Raw genomic sequence first — 14770 nt, forward strand, 5'->3', positions numbered from 1 at the left:
GCACCGAGTACGTAAGATGATATCATTTCTAACTCCTACACGCGCTCAACGCGCAAGGTTAAGTTCTCCCTGCCGACGATTCTCACCGATGCCCCCTTCTCAATCACTTCGTTCGCCGCAGCATGCCATTGTACACCGCGAAACTCAATTTTCCCGCCTTCTCTCTTCGGGTCAATCTCTTCGCAGACGGTTGCAAGCCTGCCGATGAACTCCCATTCTTCGTTTTCCAATCCTTCACCCGACTTGCGGCCTTTGAATGTGCGGACCACGTACTTTCTCAATAGCAGCAATGAGAGTAACGATGCCGCCGTAAAGACCGCCAGCGATGCCGCAAGTGAATCAATAACCCCGGCCCATAACAACGCCGCCGCCAGCCAGGCGCCTATGCCAAAGAACAGCAACACCACACCAGGCAACATTAACTCTCCCAAAACGAACGCCAGACCCAAGAGAAACCAAAGTAACGGAGCATACTCGCTCATACAAGCCTCCCTTTATTTTTGCAACCCGAATCCTCTTCTACCTCGGCAGCTTAGGCACGTCGTCTTTGAAGAGGACGACTTCGAGCAGATAGTCTTGCTTGTGTTTCAGAAAGTCTGCCATGCGGCGGCGGCCAAGCTTGATGCCTTCGCGCACTGCCTCGCGCGTGAAACTACGGGCGGAAGTGGAGAATTCTCCCATTTCAGATTTTGACGGACCGATGACGTATGTGTCAATCACCGCGTAGCGGCGGTGCAGGTCGGCAAACTGCTCGCAAACTTTCCGGTCGGGAGAGCGCGAAGCGAGGTCAAATTTCGCGGCAAGCTCGTTAATGAAAGCCGCACGTTCATAGTCTTCGCGATCCGTGTTGTCTACGAACAACTCCAGAGTGCGTTCGAGAATTGGCACCACTCGATTGAACGGTCCGGTTCCGGGCTGCGGGAACGCAGACGCCCGCAGAATGTGTAACTCCTGCTCCTGAACGGGCAGTCTCGCGAGGGCCTGCTCTTCACGCACCTTGCGGAATTGAGCAAAGACCTCGCGCAACGGGGTGACGTCTGTAACGCCTCCGTCCACGTAGCCTTTAACCGGCGGAAACACAATCGGAATGGCCGCGGATGCCATAATCGCATCAATGGCCGTCATGCCGGGCAAAGGTTGATTGAGCGCAACCTCTTCAAATCTCCCGAACTGCAGGTTGACCATACCTACTTTGACTGCGTCCGGCCACTTCTTGTTGCCAAGATGTTTTTCCAACAGCCTGCGCAGAGGTTTGGTGTCGTAGACCGAGTCCGCTTTGCGCAAAATAGCAACTGCCAAGTCACCCGGCAAGTTCCTGCCTAACAGGCGGCGCGCACCTTCTGTCAGCACACCAGTGGTTTTGAGGGGGACATAGACAGACGCATTGTTGGAGATTTCATCGTCCCATAGTTCGGCCAGACGAACCGCGTTCTGCGGTTGTTGCTTTCTGCTGCTGGCTGGATGCCCATCCGGCGTGCCGAATAGTTGGGCGACATTCAGTCCTCCAACCGATACCCCGTATCCTCCGTCATAGGGCTGTCCACCGCGGGCAAAATACTCGGCAAGCATTCCGGCTTGATAGGCACCGTACGCTCCGCCTCCCTGCATGGCGAGTAGTAGATAAGGGGAAGTCATGGGGACGGGAGAAAGTCTGGCAGCAAGCGCGGGTAATATGAGAACGTTGTGTCGTGTCTAACGTATCGGTCGGTGGACCGCGTCGAGCGCGAATGTCATGGGAAGCTCAGGCTCGGATTCCGGCAGGCGGAACATGTCCGGTCCGGCTTCCACCATGTGCGGATAAGGCTTGAAGCAGCAGGTTGGGTATTCTTCGAACTGTTCGACCAGCAGACCTGCTCGAGTCAGCGCGCGGAACACGTCAGCGAGACTCCACTGCCATTCTCGCGTAGGAGCCTGCGGAATATAGCTTTGGTCGGCATAGTCCGGCATCGGTGGCATAACCACGCCCTCCTCGCAATGGAAGTATCCGAATTTCCGTTCCAGCTTGCCGTTTTCCCAGTCAAACATCATCAGCGCGGGATGAATTTCCACGATGACGAAGCGGCCATGAGGCGCGAGCAGTTTGGCGATAACACCGGCCCAAACATAGAGATCTGAGAGCCAGTTAATCACGCCGTAGCTCGTAAAAATAACATCGAACTGCTCATGAAGAACTTGATCGGCAAGCAGGACATCACACTCTACAAATTGGACTCGCTCCGCAACACCTGCTTTTGCAGCAAGTTCGCGCGCTGTGGCAATCGCGACCGGAGAAAAATCGAGGCCCACAACTTGTGCGGCACCGCGGCGAGCGATTTCAATGGTGGATTTGCCAAAATGACACTGCAAATGCAGGACGCGTTTCCCTGCAACATCGCCCAGCCAATCCAGCTCCAATCTGTCAAGCGCAGGTTTTCCGTTCAGAAAGCCCGGGACATCGTAGAAGTCGCTGGCCGCATGAATCGGCGTGACCTCGTCCCACCACGCGCGGTTAAGCAAATGAGCGGGGTGCGTCTTCTCGCCTGATGATCCTGCTAAATGATTATCTATGGTCATCTTAGGGTCTTGCATGGACATAGAATGTACGCTTTTTCCGGCAGGGGTGCAAGTGGGGATGGGGTATGACGGCTTGCGAAACAGAGCGATTTTGAGTAATTTGTCACATACAATCCGAGGAACATAACCACAGGAGATTCTCACTTAGATGTACGATCCTCGACACAAAAAACTTGCTGAAGTGCTGGTGAAGCACTCCACCAAAGTGAAGCCCGGCGACAAAGTGCTAATCGAGTGCTTTGACATTCCGCTTGAGTTCATCAGAGTGCTCTTGCAGGAAGTCTGCGATGCCGGGGGCCTGCCGGTGCTGGAATACAAGCACCAGTCCGTAATGCGCACTCTGATGCGTAACGCCACCGAAGAGCGCATGAAATTGATTGCCGACAGCGAACTCTACCGGATGAAGCAAATGGACTGCTACATCGCGGTTCGCGGTGTTTTCAATGCCAAGGAATTGATCGATGTTCCCGGCGATCAGATGTCGCTGTATGAGAAGCATTGGTTGAAGCCTGTGCATCTCAAGCAGCGCGTCGAGAACACCCGCTGGGTGATTCTCAAATACCCGTCGCCGCAAATGGCGCAGATGGCCAAGATGAGCCACGAGGTGTTTGAGGACTTTTTCTACCACGTGTGCTGCGACGTGGATTGGAAGAAGGCCAGCGACGCGATGATTCCGGCGAAAGCCTTCATGGAAAAGACCGATAAGGTGCATATCAAGGGACCGGGAACCGATCTGCAATTCTCCATTAAGGGAATTCCGGCGGTGCCTTGCGGCGGAAGCTTTAACATCCCCGACCTGGAGATATTCACGGCGCCCGTGCGTAATTCTGTGAACGGCAAGATCAGCTACAACTCACCGTCCACCTACCGCGGTTTCACGTTTGAAAACGTCGTGCTCGAATTCAAGGACGGCAAGGTCGTCAATGCGACGTCCAACGACACAAAGCGTATCAACGAGATTTTCGACACGGATGAAGGTGCGCGTTACGTGGGCGAGTTCGCGCTTGGTTTTCATCCGTATGTGCTCGAACCGATGGACGACATTCTGTTTGACGAGAAAATCGCCGGTTCGTTCCATTTCACGCCCGGCCAGGCCTACGAGAAGGAAGCCGATAACGGCAATCGCAGCCAGATTCACTGGGATCTTGTATGTATTCAGCGTCCCGAGAAGGGCGGCGGCGAAATTTGGATGGATGGGAAACTCATTCGCAAGGATGGCGTTTTCGTGCATGAAGCGTTCCTCGCAATGAATCCGGAGAATCTGGTGAAGTAGCTACTTCACGCATGATTGTAAGAGAAAGCCCCGCTAAGTAGCGGGGCTTTCTGGTAAGTGGAATCTAACTTACTTCAACAGCAGCAGCTTTGTGACAACATGTGTTGTTGAGGAGGATAGTTTCGCAAAGTACGTTCCGCTTGCGACATTGTCGGCACTGATTGTCAAGGTCTTGACGGACTGAATGCGGCCCGTGTATAACAACTTGACCAAGCGGCCATGCAGGTCGTAGAGTATAACACGGTACTCCCCGGGTTCTGCAACATGGATCGTCAGTGTCGTCGTTGCGTTAAACGGATTGGGAAAAACGGACAGCGAAAGTTCGGTCGGCAACTCGTTACGTTTATCTGCGCTCGTGCCTGATGTATCCGGAATCGAATCCGGCGGCGATGTCAGCCACGGAATAAACTCCACGCCGTTACCGACTTCAGTTCCTTGACCTTCGGGATTGAACACTGCGTGATACGGCCCCGTCGAATCCCCCCACCAGTTCTCACGCGCGTCAAAATAGGGTCCGGCCGAGAACGCAGCGATTCCGGGTGGCAGGAATTGATTGGCCCGAGCGAATACGGTGTCCAGAGGTGTGCTGATGGCTCGAACATCGGGAGAAGTAGCAGGTTGCAAATCGATGAACTTATTGTCTACCAGATCCACAGAACCGGAGATTTCAATGCCCGGTGCTGCGCCTCCAGTTGTCGTTCCGCCAACAAATTTGTTGCCGTAAACCTGTCCGAAGTAACCCGGCTGAGGGTCTTGGCAAATGAACTTTATCGCTGACGGTCCGGAGGCAATCCCTTCGCCTTGGTAGTTGTTAAACATGTTTCCCCGAATACTTATCGGCGAACCGTCTTCACTTGGACAGCCCATGGCGACCTCCAGCAACGCAGGGCACCGGCCTATGTCTTCAAAGGTATTACTGTCAATCCTGCAATTACTTACCGGATTGATGTTCACCAAAGAGAATCCCCTGCCAGACGGGCCGAACCGACAAGTGCTCACTTCAATGTCGCTGCCGTGCAATTGGAGCAGATGTGTTCCTCCATCTGTATCACGGCGTAACGAGCTATTGCGAACAATTGAACCTGTGGAACAGAAGATCAGCCACCAACCCGATCCGCTAAAATCGCATTTGTTAACTCGAACTGTACCGAACGCGCCCGGATAGAGACAGAACCACAGGCATCCGTTAAAGCGACAGTGCTCCGCTTCGATAAGTTGCGCGGCAAGGACCGCTTGAGAGACTGAATCAAACACACAGTTGCGCAGGTACAAAGCTGATCCGGTATGATGTACTCCACCGACTCTCGTCGGCCAATCTGGTTGACGCATTTCGGGCCGGTTAAAAAAGACGAATTTCTCAATATGGACCGTATCACCCGGAAAAACTGCAACGGATGGTGTATCCGATCCTCTGGGAATAGGATCAAGAACTGTTCTCAGCTCCGCAAGAGTGTCCGCAGGGTACCAGCCCGTCAAGGTCAACGAGTAGGCGGGGGCGATGAGAAATTCATGGTAGACTCCGGGACTCACCCGCACTGTGTCGCCAGTTTGCGTCACATTCAGTGCATCTTGTATTGTCGCGTATTCTGAAGGGACTTCCAGGGTCTCGGCTTGGACCAAGGAAGAAGTTATGCAGATCACGATCAACAAGTTGGCCGCAACCACCAGATTTCGCACGATTCCGTTAGGGTGTACAAGTTGTGACAGCATAGGAAATGCATGCATAGGCAGTGCAGTTTGCTTCACATGATTCACAGGATTGGACAGCAGGACAAGGAACCTTGCATACATACATGACGTATGTGGCGGTCGCCGACAAGCTTATCGAATTGGTGCAGACATAGCTGCAATTCCCAATATTACACTCGACTGTATGGCAGTTCTCCAGAAAGGTTTCGTTGCCGCCTTCAAGCTTATACAAGTTTGCGCAGGATTGACACTTGCTGCAATCTCCCGTGCCACCTGAACATGTTGTGTGGGTTGTGAAGGTGTAATTGCCATCGCACAAAGGCGAGAACTCAGTGCGCGTGCAATTAGCCGTTAGGTTTTCTCTGCAACCGGCAGTTGAGCACGTTGCATCGCTGAAACAAATACACTCTGTGCAGGCCCCAACTCCTATCGGCATTCCCAGACACAACAAAACCGCAAGAGTCGTCATTGCGAAAGTCGTGGAAGGTGTTCTCTTCATGGCTATCCTCCAAGTCATTCTGATTCCCCTGATGCTCTCTGTCATTTGGTGCACTACTCCTGATTTACAGCTTCAGGGTTTGCCGTCTAGCGTTTGCTGGGCATTCGTGGCAATATCGCGAACTATTTGCAACCAAGATGATTTCATCGCGTTGTCGGAGTTTTCCTACGGCTACTTCAGCAGGAGCAGTTTCGCTGCTTGTGGTGCGTGCGACGTCGTGAGCTTTGCGAAGTAGACTCCGCTTGCGTACTTGCTGCCGTCGAAGTGAACTTCGTGCAGTCCGGCTGTGAACAAATCGTCAGCGAGTGTCGCGATCCTTCTGCCCAATATGTCGAACAATTCGAGTCGCACAATCTCGGACTTCCAAAGCGAGAACGAAATCGTTGTCGTGGGGTTGAATGGATTAGGAAACACAGACAACAAGAGCTCGCTCGGCAACTCGTTGCGTTCATCTGCGCTCGTGCCTGAAGTATCCGGAATCGAATCCGGCGGTGCAGTCAGCCACGGAATGAACTCCACGCCGTTACCAACCTCGGTTCCCCGTCCCTCGGGATTGAACACCGAGTGATATGGTCCCGTCGAATCCCCCCACCAGTTCTCACGTGCATCGAACGGCATCCCATCAGTCTGCGCAGCCAGACCCGGCGGAAGAAACATATTGTCACGTGCCAGCGTAATGCCCGAGACGCTTCCAAACAACCACACGTCTCCCAAGTTCTCCGGGAAAAGATCCGCGAACTGATTGTTCGCCAGTGAAACTCGGAGATTTGACCGGACTCCGGGTCCTATGGTTGAACTGCCATTCTGAAAAGAGTTGCTCTCGATATGTGCAATGTTCTCGTTAGTGCTTCCTTGGCAACTGATCTGTATCGCCGTTGTGCCAGATGCGGGTCCAACGCCATGGAAATCAACAAACTCATTGTTGAAAATCGTAATCGGTGCATGTTCAAACATCTCATCGCAGTCCACGGATCCGTCAATCAATGAGTATGCACGTTCGATTCCCTCAAACGCGCAATTCTCAATCAAACAGTTTCCTTGCGAGTATAAGCTGAGAACCGGAAAGGCGCTGTAACATGGTCCGAAGCGGCAGCCAGAGACTGTGATACTGCTTCCGAGGATTATCAGAAATTCCGATTGTTGGCGATTGCAGAGAAATGTGCAGTTGCGCACTACTGAATTGCTGTAGCATTTCAGGAGGTGGGGGCCTTCGCCGTCAAAGGAGCAATCGCGGCAGTCCACCATGCCATAAACACTGGGTGTCACGCAATCACGATAACATCCTTCAAATATACAGTTCCTCAAGTAAAGTCTCGCGCCACCCCGCACTCCCCGCGAGACGGAATCAAAGCGGCAGTTCTCAAGAGAGAGCGCTGTTCCCATAAACCGCACTCCACCGGTGCGGGTCGCCGCACCATACTGACGATATTCGTGGCGATTGAAGAAAGCAAAGTTCCTGATTGCAACGGAGTCACCGCCGAACACCGCTGCCGAAGGCGTGTCCACTCCCGATGGAATCGGATCGAGTGTGGAGCGCAGAACGGCAAGTGTGTCCCCGGGATACCAGCCCGTGAGTGTCAAAGAGTGAGATGGGGCCAACAGAAACTCATGATAGACCCCCGGTGCCACACGAATGGTGTCACTCGTCTGCGAAGAATCAAGCGCAATCTGGATCGTCGAATAGTCTGCAGGAACCTCCAATACGCGACCCAAAGAGTCTGCAGTCAGGAACGCGACCCAAAAGAGCAGTGTTAAATAGGTTGCAGGCTTCATGGCGTGCACGGCATGGTTGAAAGCCCATACGATAAGCAGCCGACCGCTACGCAGGATGCATCACAATCCCCACAGTCCTCCAGACCTTCGTAGTCGGCACAGTATAGCTTGCAGACGTAAAGCACATAGGTGCTGCTCGAAGTAAGTGATACGGAACTGCAAGTTGTTCCACATTCGTCAACTGAACAGAGATTCGTGTGGCAGTTAGCAACCCAGATTTCGTTCCCACCACTCACTTTAAAGAGGTTAACGCAACTATAACACTTTCCGCAGAGCGTTTCACACGAGTTCACTGCTGCATAAAAGGCATACTCCCCGTCACACTCTGGCGTGAACTCCAGCCGCGTGCAATTCGCTGTCAGGTCAAGATCGCACTCATCGTTTGAGCAGGTGTTGTCCGTGACACAGATGCACTCCGTGCAGGCGCAGATCCTTGCCGGCAGTCCCAGACACAAAAAAACCGCAAGAGTCGTCATTGCGGCAGTCGTGAATGGTGTGTTCGTCATGGCAAACCTCTGAGTCTTCTTGTTTCCCCGATGCGGGCGGCCTCTTTGGTGCACGACCTAAATGTACGGCTTCAGGATTCCCTTGTCAAGGGTTTGCGGTGCAGAAAAAGATGGACAATTTCTATACTCTCCTATTGGTCTGATTCTTCGCAAGTTAACGTCTGATTGTTGTCTCCCCGCGAATGAGCTTTTTCACGTGTTCCGATTGAAGCATGGAATGTGGGAATCCGAGTTCGGGCGCCGTCGCATCATTCAAACGCTGCATTACCTCAATGGGAATTGTTACGTCCAGCGCACCAAGATTGTCTTCCAGCTGGGCGATCGTGCGCGCTCCGAGGATTGGACAAGTCACGCCCTCCTGCTCCATGTTCCAGCGGATCGCAAGCTGTGACGGCGTGCAGCCAATCTCCAAAGCGCATTCCGTAACGACTTGTGCAATTCTAAGGCTGCGGTCATTCTCCTTTTGTGCGCTGATGTTGGGCCGCAGTCCGCTCTCGTTGTTCTGATACTTTCCCGTGAGCCAGCCGCCGCCCAGCACGGACCATGTCGTGACTCCGATGCGAAACTCCCGCGCCATCGGAAGCAGATCGCGTTCAAGCGAGCGATCCATCAGACTGTATTTCAGTTGCAGCGAGGTGATAGGAGCTAAATTCCGAAACTCCGCAATGACTTGCGCCTGTGCCACTTTCCATGCGGGCGTATCTGATATCCCGATATACAGTATCTTCCCCTGGGTGACCAGATCATCGAATCCGCGCAGCACTTCTTCAATCGGAATGTTGCCCTCCCAAACATGCAGATAGTAGACGTCGATGTGGTCCGTTCGCAGCCGCTTCAAACTCTTCTCGACGGAGCGCATCATGTTTTTGCGGGAATTGCCGCCGGCGTTGGGATCTTTGGGATTGGACGAGAGCGAGTATTTCGTCGCGATGACCAACTCGTCACGGCGGACCTCCATGAACTCGCCGAGATACGACTCGCTCGTGCCGTCGGTATAGTTGATGGCTGTATCGATGAAATTACCGCCGCGTTCAGTATAGAGTTCAAACATGCGGCGCGAATCGTCCTTGTCCGCGCCCCAGCCCCAGTCTGTGCCGAACGTCATCGCCCCGAAGCACAGTGGTGACACCGCGAGTCCGCTGTGGCCGAGCAGCTTATAATTAGTCAATAGCATGGTGTAATTATCTCTTGCTTAGTATGAACGCAAACTCCCGTCCCTGTCCCTGTGTATAGGCAAGTTTAATCCAGAGCATGGCCAGCGCTTCCAAATAGCGCGCCATCGCCAGCGGTCCGGCGTCAATCGTTTCAAAGCCAAGTTCATCCGAGAGGCGCATCACTTGCGTCTTGGCAATCGCGTCCCCGCCGCACAGAAACATCACGGCATTGCCGTTCGGATAGCACGGATCGGCCATGTTGTTGAAACCCGTGCTGTTAAAGCACTTCACCACATGGGCATCTCGCTGCAGATTCTGCAGTTCCTCTGCGCCGGAAGAGTCTCCGCTCGCCAAAAGCCCTCCGCGACCCGGAGCTATCGGGTTCGTGGCATCTACGATGACCTTGCCTGTTAGCCCCTGTGCTTCGCGCAGAATCTCAAGGGCCGCAGAATAAGGCGTCGCCAGCACGATGACATCGCCCCATGCCAACGCCTCGGGGATTGTTCGCTCATTCAACCGCTCTGCTCTATCTGCTGAGCGATCGGGCTTTCGTACACCAAACACAACCTCGTGGTTCGCCGTCCAGCGCTTCCCGAGCGTCCCTCCCACATTGCCTGAGCCAATGATTGAAATCTTCATGGGAAATTGCCTGTTATCTGATTGGAAATGAGCTACTTCGTCCTCTTGGCGATAACAGCTCAATGCTTTTCCTCAAAGCTTGAACCACTTTATGAAAAGGAGATTTCCTGAGATTTGCAACTGACCTCAAACCGCCGTAAATTCAAGGAGTGTTTAGCAACTAACGGGAGATCCGCATGAGTTTTCTGATATTTCTGGGCATCGTGGCGGCACTGGTCATTTACATCATCGGCCTGTATAACGGCCTGGTGACGCTGCGCAATCAGGTCAAGGGCGCATGGTCACAGATAGACGTGCAGCTCAAGCGCCGGCACGACTTGATCCCCAATCTGGTCGAAGTTGTCAAGGATTATATGTCCTATGAGCAGGAGACGCTCGAAAAGGTGATCAAGGCCCGCAACTCGGCCGTCGCTGCGCAGGGTCCTGCCGCTGTTTCAGCCGCGGAGAATCAGGTCACCGGTGCGCTTCGGCAGCTTTTCGCTCTATTCGAAAACTATCCCGATCTGAAGGCCAATCAGAACGTGATGAAGTTGCAGGAGGAGTTGACAGCGACCGAGAACAAGATCGCCTTCGCTCGGCAGTATTACAACGACACCGTGATGACCTACAATACCAAGCAGGAACTCTTCCCCGCCAATCTGATTGCCGCAAATCTCGGCTTCAAAAAGGAAGAGTATTATCAGGTGCCCGAAGAAGAGAAGCAGAATGTGAAGGTTGACTTGCGGTGAGCGACTACCGCCGCGATTTTCTGGCAGAGATCCGGTCCAACAAGCGGAAGTCCCTGATTCTCTTCATTGGGCTTCCGCTTTTGTTGATCGCGCTCTGCTGGGTGATCGGCCGCACCTACGATTACGGCGACATCGGTTTGCCGATCGGGTTCATTGTGGCGGTTTCCGTCATGCTGATCACCTATTTTCTCGGTGACGACATCGTGCTGGGCTTCACCGGCGCGCGCGAAGCCACGTGGGAATCTGATCAAGTGCTGTTCAACGTCGTGGATGAAATGCGCATCGCCGCTGGTTTGCCGATGCCTCGTGTCTACGTCATTGACTCGTTCGCGCTCAATGCGTTCGCCACCGGCTGGAGTCCCGACAATGCCGCGATTGCCGTGACGCGCGGATTACTCGAGAAACTTAATCGCGAAGAACTGCAGGGCGTTATCGCTCATGAAATGGGTCATGTCGCGAATCTTGACATTCGTTACATGCTCCTCATCTCCACGATGGTCGGCGCGATCGCCCTGATTGCGGACGGATATCGCCGTTCGATGTGGTATGGCAGCGGGCGCACGGGCCGCGCGGCGACCAAAGGCGGCTCGCGTGGCGCTTTCTTGTTGATAGGCATCGTTCTCTCTATCCTTGCGCCGTTTGCCGCGCTGGTGATGCAGGCTTCCATTTCGCGCAAACGCGAATACCTTGCAGACGCCACCTCGGCTCGCCTGACCCGCAATCCTCTCGGCCTCGCCGCAGCGTTAGCCAAGATTGATCAGTCTCTGTTTGTCAATCCGCTGCCGTGGATCAACCGCGCGACCGTGCACCTTTTCATTGTCAATCCGTTGCGCAACGATGAGATGCAGAAGGGCATTATCTTCTCCACACATCCCCCCACCAAGGACCGCATTCAAAGGCTGCAGGCAATGGCAAGCCTGCACACAAATGTCAGCGAGATGCTGGCGGAGGGTGAGAGAGACTCGATGCCTCCGCGTACTGAGTGACAAAGTTGCTTTTCGTAATAGAGCCGTGTCACCTGCTTGCGGCAAACGGCTTATGGAGCTATGTTATTCGGAATTGAATTCGTGTCTGGATGAGTGGGCAGATATGCTAACTCCTGATAGGCGTTTCCCGTGAAAACGAGTCTTATTCTTTCTATTGCCTTAAGGTCTTCGATGTCAATGGCCGCGAAGTTGCCGCGCTGTTAAACGAACGCGTTGCAGCAGGTGTGCACCGTGTGGACTTCGATGGAAACGCGCTGTCTTCCGGAGTCTACTTCGCTCGGCTGCGCTCTGCGGCTCATGCTAAAATGACGCGGCTTGTATTGATCAAGTAGTACGGCCGGAGCTGCTCAATGTGAAGAGCGCGAGTCCCCCGACTCGCGCTCTTCTATTGGTCCACTTGCCTATCGGCAGCCTCACAATCAGTCTTTCAGCATCTCGTCCAACTTCTCGAAGCTCTGCGCCCAGCCTTCTGCCGCACCCATCGCCACAATCTTGTCGCGGCCTTCGTTGGTTTCAAATGTCGAGATCATAAGCAGCTTCGTCCTATCGCCGTGATCTTCAAACAGCACGGTTGTTCTGCTGTCCGGCGGCGGTCCGCCCGGTCCCCAGAAGTCTCCTTCAATGACCTTGTCCATCATTACGAGCTTCTCAATCGGCACGATCTCTTCGAAAATGAACAGGCACGGATAATCCCCGCCGTCCGGTCCGACCATCGTGATTGTAAATTGTCCTCCCGGTTTCAGGTCGACTCTGCAATCCTTGTTGGTAAACCCGTGCGGCCCCCACCACGCGAGCAGATGCTCTTTCTTCGTAAACGCATCCCACACCATTTGTCGCGGAGCGTCAAACATCCGTGTGAAGACAATCTCTCGGTCTTTGATTTCGACCCGCATTTTTTCGAGAGCCGTGCTCACTTTCTTTCTCCCCTTTTCTTTAGTTTCCGCTGTTCCTCAAGTTCCTCGTTCTCCTTCATCCGCGCCCTGACGATGGATTTCACCAGCGTAGCGGGCAGCGGCTTTTCGACCGTAAATTGAATTGTGCCTTTCGAAGTCTTGTAGCCCGCGAGTTTGTCTTTCAGTTCTTCGGTTACGAACGCGCTCGCGCCAAAGAAACTCATGTGATCCTTGAAGGCGGCATAGTGCACCAGATTGCCCTTGTAGTAGACCGTCGGCATACCGTAGGAAATCTTCTCCTCTGCACCTTTTGCGACAGAGAGGATCGTCTTTCGCAGTTTCTCTAATGCGTCTCGCTGCTTGGTGGGCAGGGCTGCAAGATATTTCTCTACCTCGTTCATCTCCCGTCAAACGCGCGCTTCAATTCGGCGATGTCGAGCTTCCGCATCGTGAGCATCGCCTGCATTGCACGTCCCGCCTTCTCTTTGTCAGGATTGTTGATCAGGCTTGCCCATTCCCTTGGAACGATTTGCCACGAGAATCCGAATTTGTCCTTCAGCCAGCCGCACGCGCTTTCCTGTCCGCCGTCGGCCGTCAGCGTGTTCCAATAGTAGTCGATCTGTTCTTGAGTATCGCAGTCCACCATGATCGACACGGCTTCGGAAAATTTGAAGATCGGCCCGCCGTTCAGTCCCATGAACTTCTGGCCGTTTAATTCAAACACCACCGTCAGCACACTGCCTTCCGGCCTGCCTGAGGCCTTTGCGGAGGCGGCATCATAGCGCGAAACATCCAGAATCCGCGAATTGGGAAAGATCGAAATGTAATAATTCGCGGCTTCCTCGGCCTGTGTGTCAAACCAGAGACAAGTCGCGAATGTGATGCTGCTGTTCATTTAGGTGTATTGCCTTTCTTATTCTGTGTTTGCAAATGTCTCAAGTATTCGTCCAGCCGGTCAAATCGTGCTTCCCACATCTGACGATATTGTTCAATCCAGTCTGACGCCTCTTTCAGTGGAAGCGCTTCGAGTTTCGCCGGCCGCTTTTGCGCGAAGCGAGTCCGCGAAATCAAGCCCGCCCGCTCAAGAACCTTCAGATGCTTCGTAATCGCCGGTCCCGACAGCTTGAATGGCTTGGCTAATTCGCGTACCGAACTTTCCCCGGTTGCGAGCTGTGCCAGAATAGCTCGTCTTGTCGGATCTGAAAGTGCTGAAAATGTTTGGCTTAATCTATCTTGCATGATTTTTATTAACAATTTAGTTAATTAACCTTTTGGTAATATACAAAACGAATTCTGATTTGTCAAGTCCCGCCGGCTCTTTTTATGATTCCTCCTGTATTATGGGTGCAATAAAAAATATGTCAAAAAGTATCGAATTCTTAAATACTGTGAATTCAAAACATATCTCTATCATACTATTTTTTCTTCGGTAACATAGTCACTTGACATTCGTGAATTTTGTCACTTTCTATACTCAACCATTTGCAATGAAGCTCTTCTATTATCAATTAGAGTGCGTCATTCACTTGCTCTCCTCCTATTTAAGCTCGCCTCATCATAGATAGTTCGCACGTCCGCCTCCGCCGTCTCGACTGATTAGCCACACCTTTGGATTGGAGCCGCGATGCCCCCACAAGTTTCTCGCCTCATCTATATCTTCGCCACAATCGTGCTCGCCTTTGTTGCGACGCGCTGGTGGCTGCAGCCCGACAGCTTCGGTCAATACGGACACTATCGCGGCAAAGCCCTGCCCGCCGCAGTCGCCCACGACCCCAGCTATGTCCCCAAGACCTCTTGCGCCGACTGCCATGAGGACGAAGCCGCCGAACATGCTGCCGGACCACATCGCAAAGTCTCCTGCCAAATCTGTCACGGCCCGGGCGCCACACACATCGAAGACCCGCAGACCACCAACATTCGAAAACCGGATGTCGCTGCCGCCTGCCTGCGGTGTCACGAACAGCGCGCCGCTCGTCCGGCTCGCTTCCCTCAAATAGTTGAAGCGGATCACGCCGGCGGAAAAGCCTGCAACTCCTGCCACACGGTTCATAATCCTTCCGAAACCGAGTGAGGTCAA

At 53.3% G+C, this 14770-nt stretch carries 17 protein-coding genes; 5 read left to right on the forward strand and 12 right to left on the reverse strand.

Annotation, left to right across the window (positions count from 1 at the left end):
• Positions 1 to 35: 35 nt before the first annotated feature.
• From KJZ99_06670 to KJZ99_06680, 3 genes are read right to left on the reverse strand one after another with little or no spacing between them, the layout of a single operon-like run.
• A complete protein-coding gene (locus KJZ99_06670) occupies positions 36 to 482 on the reverse strand; it encodes an NfeD family protein (protein MCL4305579.1) in 447 nt (148 codons plus the stop codon).
• 37 nt (positions 483 to 519) lie between these two features.
• Entirely contained in the window at positions 520 to 1635 is a 1116-nt protein-coding gene (locus tag KJZ99_06675) for a patatin-like phospholipase family protein (protein MCL4305580.1), read from the reverse strand.
• A 57-nt stretch (positions 1636 to 1692) separates the two neighbouring features.
• Complete coding sequence (locus KJZ99_06680) at positions 1693 to 2553, reverse strand: class I SAM-dependent methyltransferase (protein ID MCL4305581.1); 861 nt, start codon at positions 2551 to 2553, stop codon at positions 1693 to 1695.
• Between the two features lie 148 nt (positions 2554 to 2701).
• On the opposite strand from KJZ99_06680, the gene KJZ99_06685 reads away from it, so the two are divergent.
• On the forward strand, positions 2702 to 3826 hold the full coding sequence (locus KJZ99_06685; protein ID MCL4305582.1) for an aminopeptidase: 1125 nt from the start codon (positions 2702 to 2704) through the stop codon (positions 3824 to 3826).
• Between the two features lie 69 nt (positions 3827 to 3895).
• On the opposite strand, the gene KJZ99_06690 is transcribed toward KJZ99_06685, so the two are convergent.
• The 5 genes from KJZ99_06690 to KJZ99_06710 form a co-directional block, all read right to left on the reverse strand.
• Complete coding sequence (locus KJZ99_06690; GenBank protein ID MCL4305583.1) at positions 3896 to 5536, reverse strand: T9SS type A sorting domain-containing protein; 1641 nt, start codon at positions 5534 to 5536, stop codon at positions 3896 to 3898.
• A gap of 649 nt (positions 5537 to 6185) precedes the next feature.
• Positions 6186 to 7787, reverse strand: coding sequence for a T9SS type A sorting domain-containing protein (locus KJZ99_06695; protein MCL4305584.1), 1602 nt, complete (start codon positions 7785 to 7787; stop codon positions 6186 to 6188).
• Complete coding sequence (locus KJZ99_06700; GenBank protein ID MCL4305585.1) at positions 7784 to 8293, reverse strand: hypothetical protein; 510 nt, start codon at positions 8291 to 8293, stop codon at positions 7784 to 7786. Before KJZ99_06700 ends, KJZ99_06695 begins: the two co-directional genes overlap by 4 nt.
• Positions 8294 to 8447: 154 nt before the next feature.
• A complete protein-coding gene (locus KJZ99_06705) occupies positions 8448 to 9467 on the reverse strand; it encodes an aldo/keto reductase (protein MCL4305586.1) in 1020 nt (339 codons plus the stop codon).
• A 7-nt stretch (positions 9468 to 9474) separates the two neighbouring features.
• Positions 9475 to 10086, reverse strand: a complete 612-nt coding sequence (locus tag KJZ99_06710) for an NADPH-dependent F420 reductase (protein ID MCL4305587.1) — start codon at positions 10084 to 10086, stop codon at positions 9475 to 9477.
• Positions 10087 to 10262: 176 nt separating this feature from the next.
• Here KJZ99_06710 and KJZ99_06715 point away from each other — a divergent pair, with 176 nt between their 5' ends.
• The 3 genes from KJZ99_06715 (at position 10263) to KJZ99_06725 (ending at position 12132) form a co-directional block, all read left to right on the forward strand.
• Positions 10263 to 10814: a LemA family protein gene (locus KJZ99_06715; GenBank protein ID MCL4305588.1), complete on the forward strand. Its 552-nt coding sequence runs from the start codon at positions 10263 to 10265 to the stop codon at positions 10812 to 10814.
• The gene (locus tag KJZ99_06720) at positions 10811 to 11800 is read left to right on the forward strand and encodes a M48 family metallopeptidase (GenBank protein ID MCL4305589.1); all 990 of its coding nucleotides are present in this window, start codon (positions 10811 to 10813) and stop codon (positions 11798 to 11800) included. The genes KJZ99_06715 and KJZ99_06720 overlap by 4 nt, the downstream gene beginning before the upstream one ends.
• Positions 11801 to 11913: 113 nt before the next feature.
• A complete protein-coding gene (locus tag KJZ99_06725; GenBank protein MCL4305590.1) occupies positions 11914 to 12132 on the forward strand; it encodes a T9SS type A sorting domain-containing protein in 219 nt (72 codons plus the stop codon).
• Positions 12133 to 12219: 87 nt separating this feature from the next.
• On the opposite strand, the gene KJZ99_06730 is transcribed toward KJZ99_06725, so the two are convergent.
• Genes KJZ99_06730 through KJZ99_06745 form a run of 4 tightly spaced genes read right to left on the reverse strand, consistent with a single transcriptional unit; the run spans position 12220 to position 13932 of the window.
• Complete coding sequence (locus KJZ99_06730; GenBank protein MCL4305591.1) at positions 12220 to 12714, reverse strand: SRPBCC domain-containing protein; 495 nt, start codon at positions 12712 to 12714, stop codon at positions 12220 to 12222.
• On the reverse strand, positions 12711 to 13094 hold the full coding sequence (locus KJZ99_06735; protein ID MCL4305592.1) for a DUF1801 domain-containing protein: 384 nt from the start codon (positions 13092 to 13094) through the stop codon (positions 12711 to 12713). The genes KJZ99_06730 and KJZ99_06735 overlap by 4 nt, the downstream gene beginning before the upstream one ends.
• The gene (locus KJZ99_06740; protein MCL4305593.1) at positions 13091 to 13588 is read right to left on the reverse strand and encodes a VOC family protein; all 498 of its coding nucleotides are present in this window, start codon (positions 13586 to 13588) and stop codon (positions 13091 to 13093) included. Before KJZ99_06740 ends, KJZ99_06735 begins: the two co-directional genes overlap by 4 nt.
• The gene (locus tag KJZ99_06745; protein ID MCL4305594.1) at positions 13585 to 13932 is read right to left on the reverse strand and encodes a winged helix-turn-helix domain-containing protein; all 348 of its coding nucleotides are present in this window, start codon (positions 13930 to 13932) and stop codon (positions 13585 to 13587) included. Before KJZ99_06745 ends, KJZ99_06740 begins: the two co-directional genes overlap by 4 nt.
• A 385-nt stretch (positions 13933 to 14317) precedes the next feature.
• On the opposite strand from KJZ99_06745, the gene KJZ99_06750 reads away from it, so the two are divergent.
• Positions 14318 to 14764 carry a hypothetical protein gene (locus tag KJZ99_06750; GenBank protein ID MCL4305595.1) on the forward strand — a complete coding sequence of 149 codons (447 nt, stop codon included), beginning with the start codon at positions 14318 to 14320 and terminating at the stop codon, positions 14762 to 14764.
• The last annotated feature ends 6 nt before the right edge of the window (positions 14765 to 14770 follow it).

The organism is bacterium (assembly GCA_023382385.1).
GTDB lineage: Bacteria > Electryoneota > RPQS01 > RPQS01 > RPQS01 > JABWCQ01.

What these genes read in the sequence shown, in the direction of transcription:
- KJZ99_06750 (MCL4305595.1), top strand. Translation starts at nt 14,318, where the DNA reads ATGCCCCCACAAGTTTCTCGCCTCATCTATATCTTCGCCACAATCGTG.
- KJZ99_06710 (MCL4305587.1), bottom strand. Translation starts at nt 10,086, where the DNA reads ATGAAGATTTCAATCATTGGCTCAGGCAATGTGGGAGGGACGCTCGGG.
- KJZ99_06705 (MCL4305586.1), bottom strand. Translation starts at nt 9,467, where the DNA reads ATGCTATTGACTAATTATAAGCTGCTCGGCCACAGCGGACTCGCGGTG.
- KJZ99_06700 (MCL4305585.1), bottom strand. Translation starts at nt 8,293, where the DNA reads ATGACGAACACACCATTCACGACTGCCGCAATGACGACTCTTGCGGTT.
- KJZ99_06695 (MCL4305584.1), bottom strand. Translation starts at nt 7,787, where the DNA reads ATGAAGCCTGCAACCTATTTAACACTGCTCTTTTGGGTCGCGTTCCTG.
- KJZ99_06685 (MCL4305582.1), top strand. Translation starts at nt 2,702, where the DNA reads ATGTACGATCCTCGACACAAAAAACTTGCTGAAGTGCTGGTGAAGCAC.
- KJZ99_06675 (MCL4305580.1), bottom strand. Translation starts at nt 1,635, where the DNA reads ATGACTTCCCCTTATCTACTACTCGCCATGCAGGGAGGCGGAGCGTAC.
- KJZ99_06740 (MCL4305593.1), bottom strand. Translation starts at nt 13,588, where the DNA reads ATGAACAGCAGCATCACATTCGCGACTTGTCTCTGGTTTGACACACAG.
- KJZ99_06735 (MCL4305592.1), bottom strand. Translation starts at nt 13,094, where the DNA reads ATGAACGAGGTAGAGAAATATCTTGCAGCCCTGCCCACCAAGCAGCGA.
- KJZ99_06670 (MCL4305579.1), bottom strand. Translation starts at nt 482, where the DNA reads ATGAGCGAGTATGCTCCGTTACTTTGGTTTCTCTTGGGTCTGGCGTTC.
- KJZ99_06680 (MCL4305581.1), bottom strand. Translation starts at nt 2,553, where the DNA reads ATGACCATAGATAATCATTTAGCAGGATCATCAGGCGAGAAGACGCAC.
- KJZ99_06715 (MCL4305588.1), top strand. Translation starts at nt 10,263, where the DNA reads ATGAGTTTTCTGATATTTCTGGGCATCGTGGCGGCACTGGTCATTTAC.
- KJZ99_06690 (MCL4305583.1), bottom strand. Translation starts at nt 5,536, where the DNA reads ATGCTGTCACAACTTGTACACCCTAACGGAATCGTGCGAAATCTGGTG.
- KJZ99_06745 (MCL4305594.1), bottom strand. Translation starts at nt 13,932, where the DNA reads ATGCAAGATAGATTAAGCCAAACATTTTCAGCACTTTCAGATCCGACA.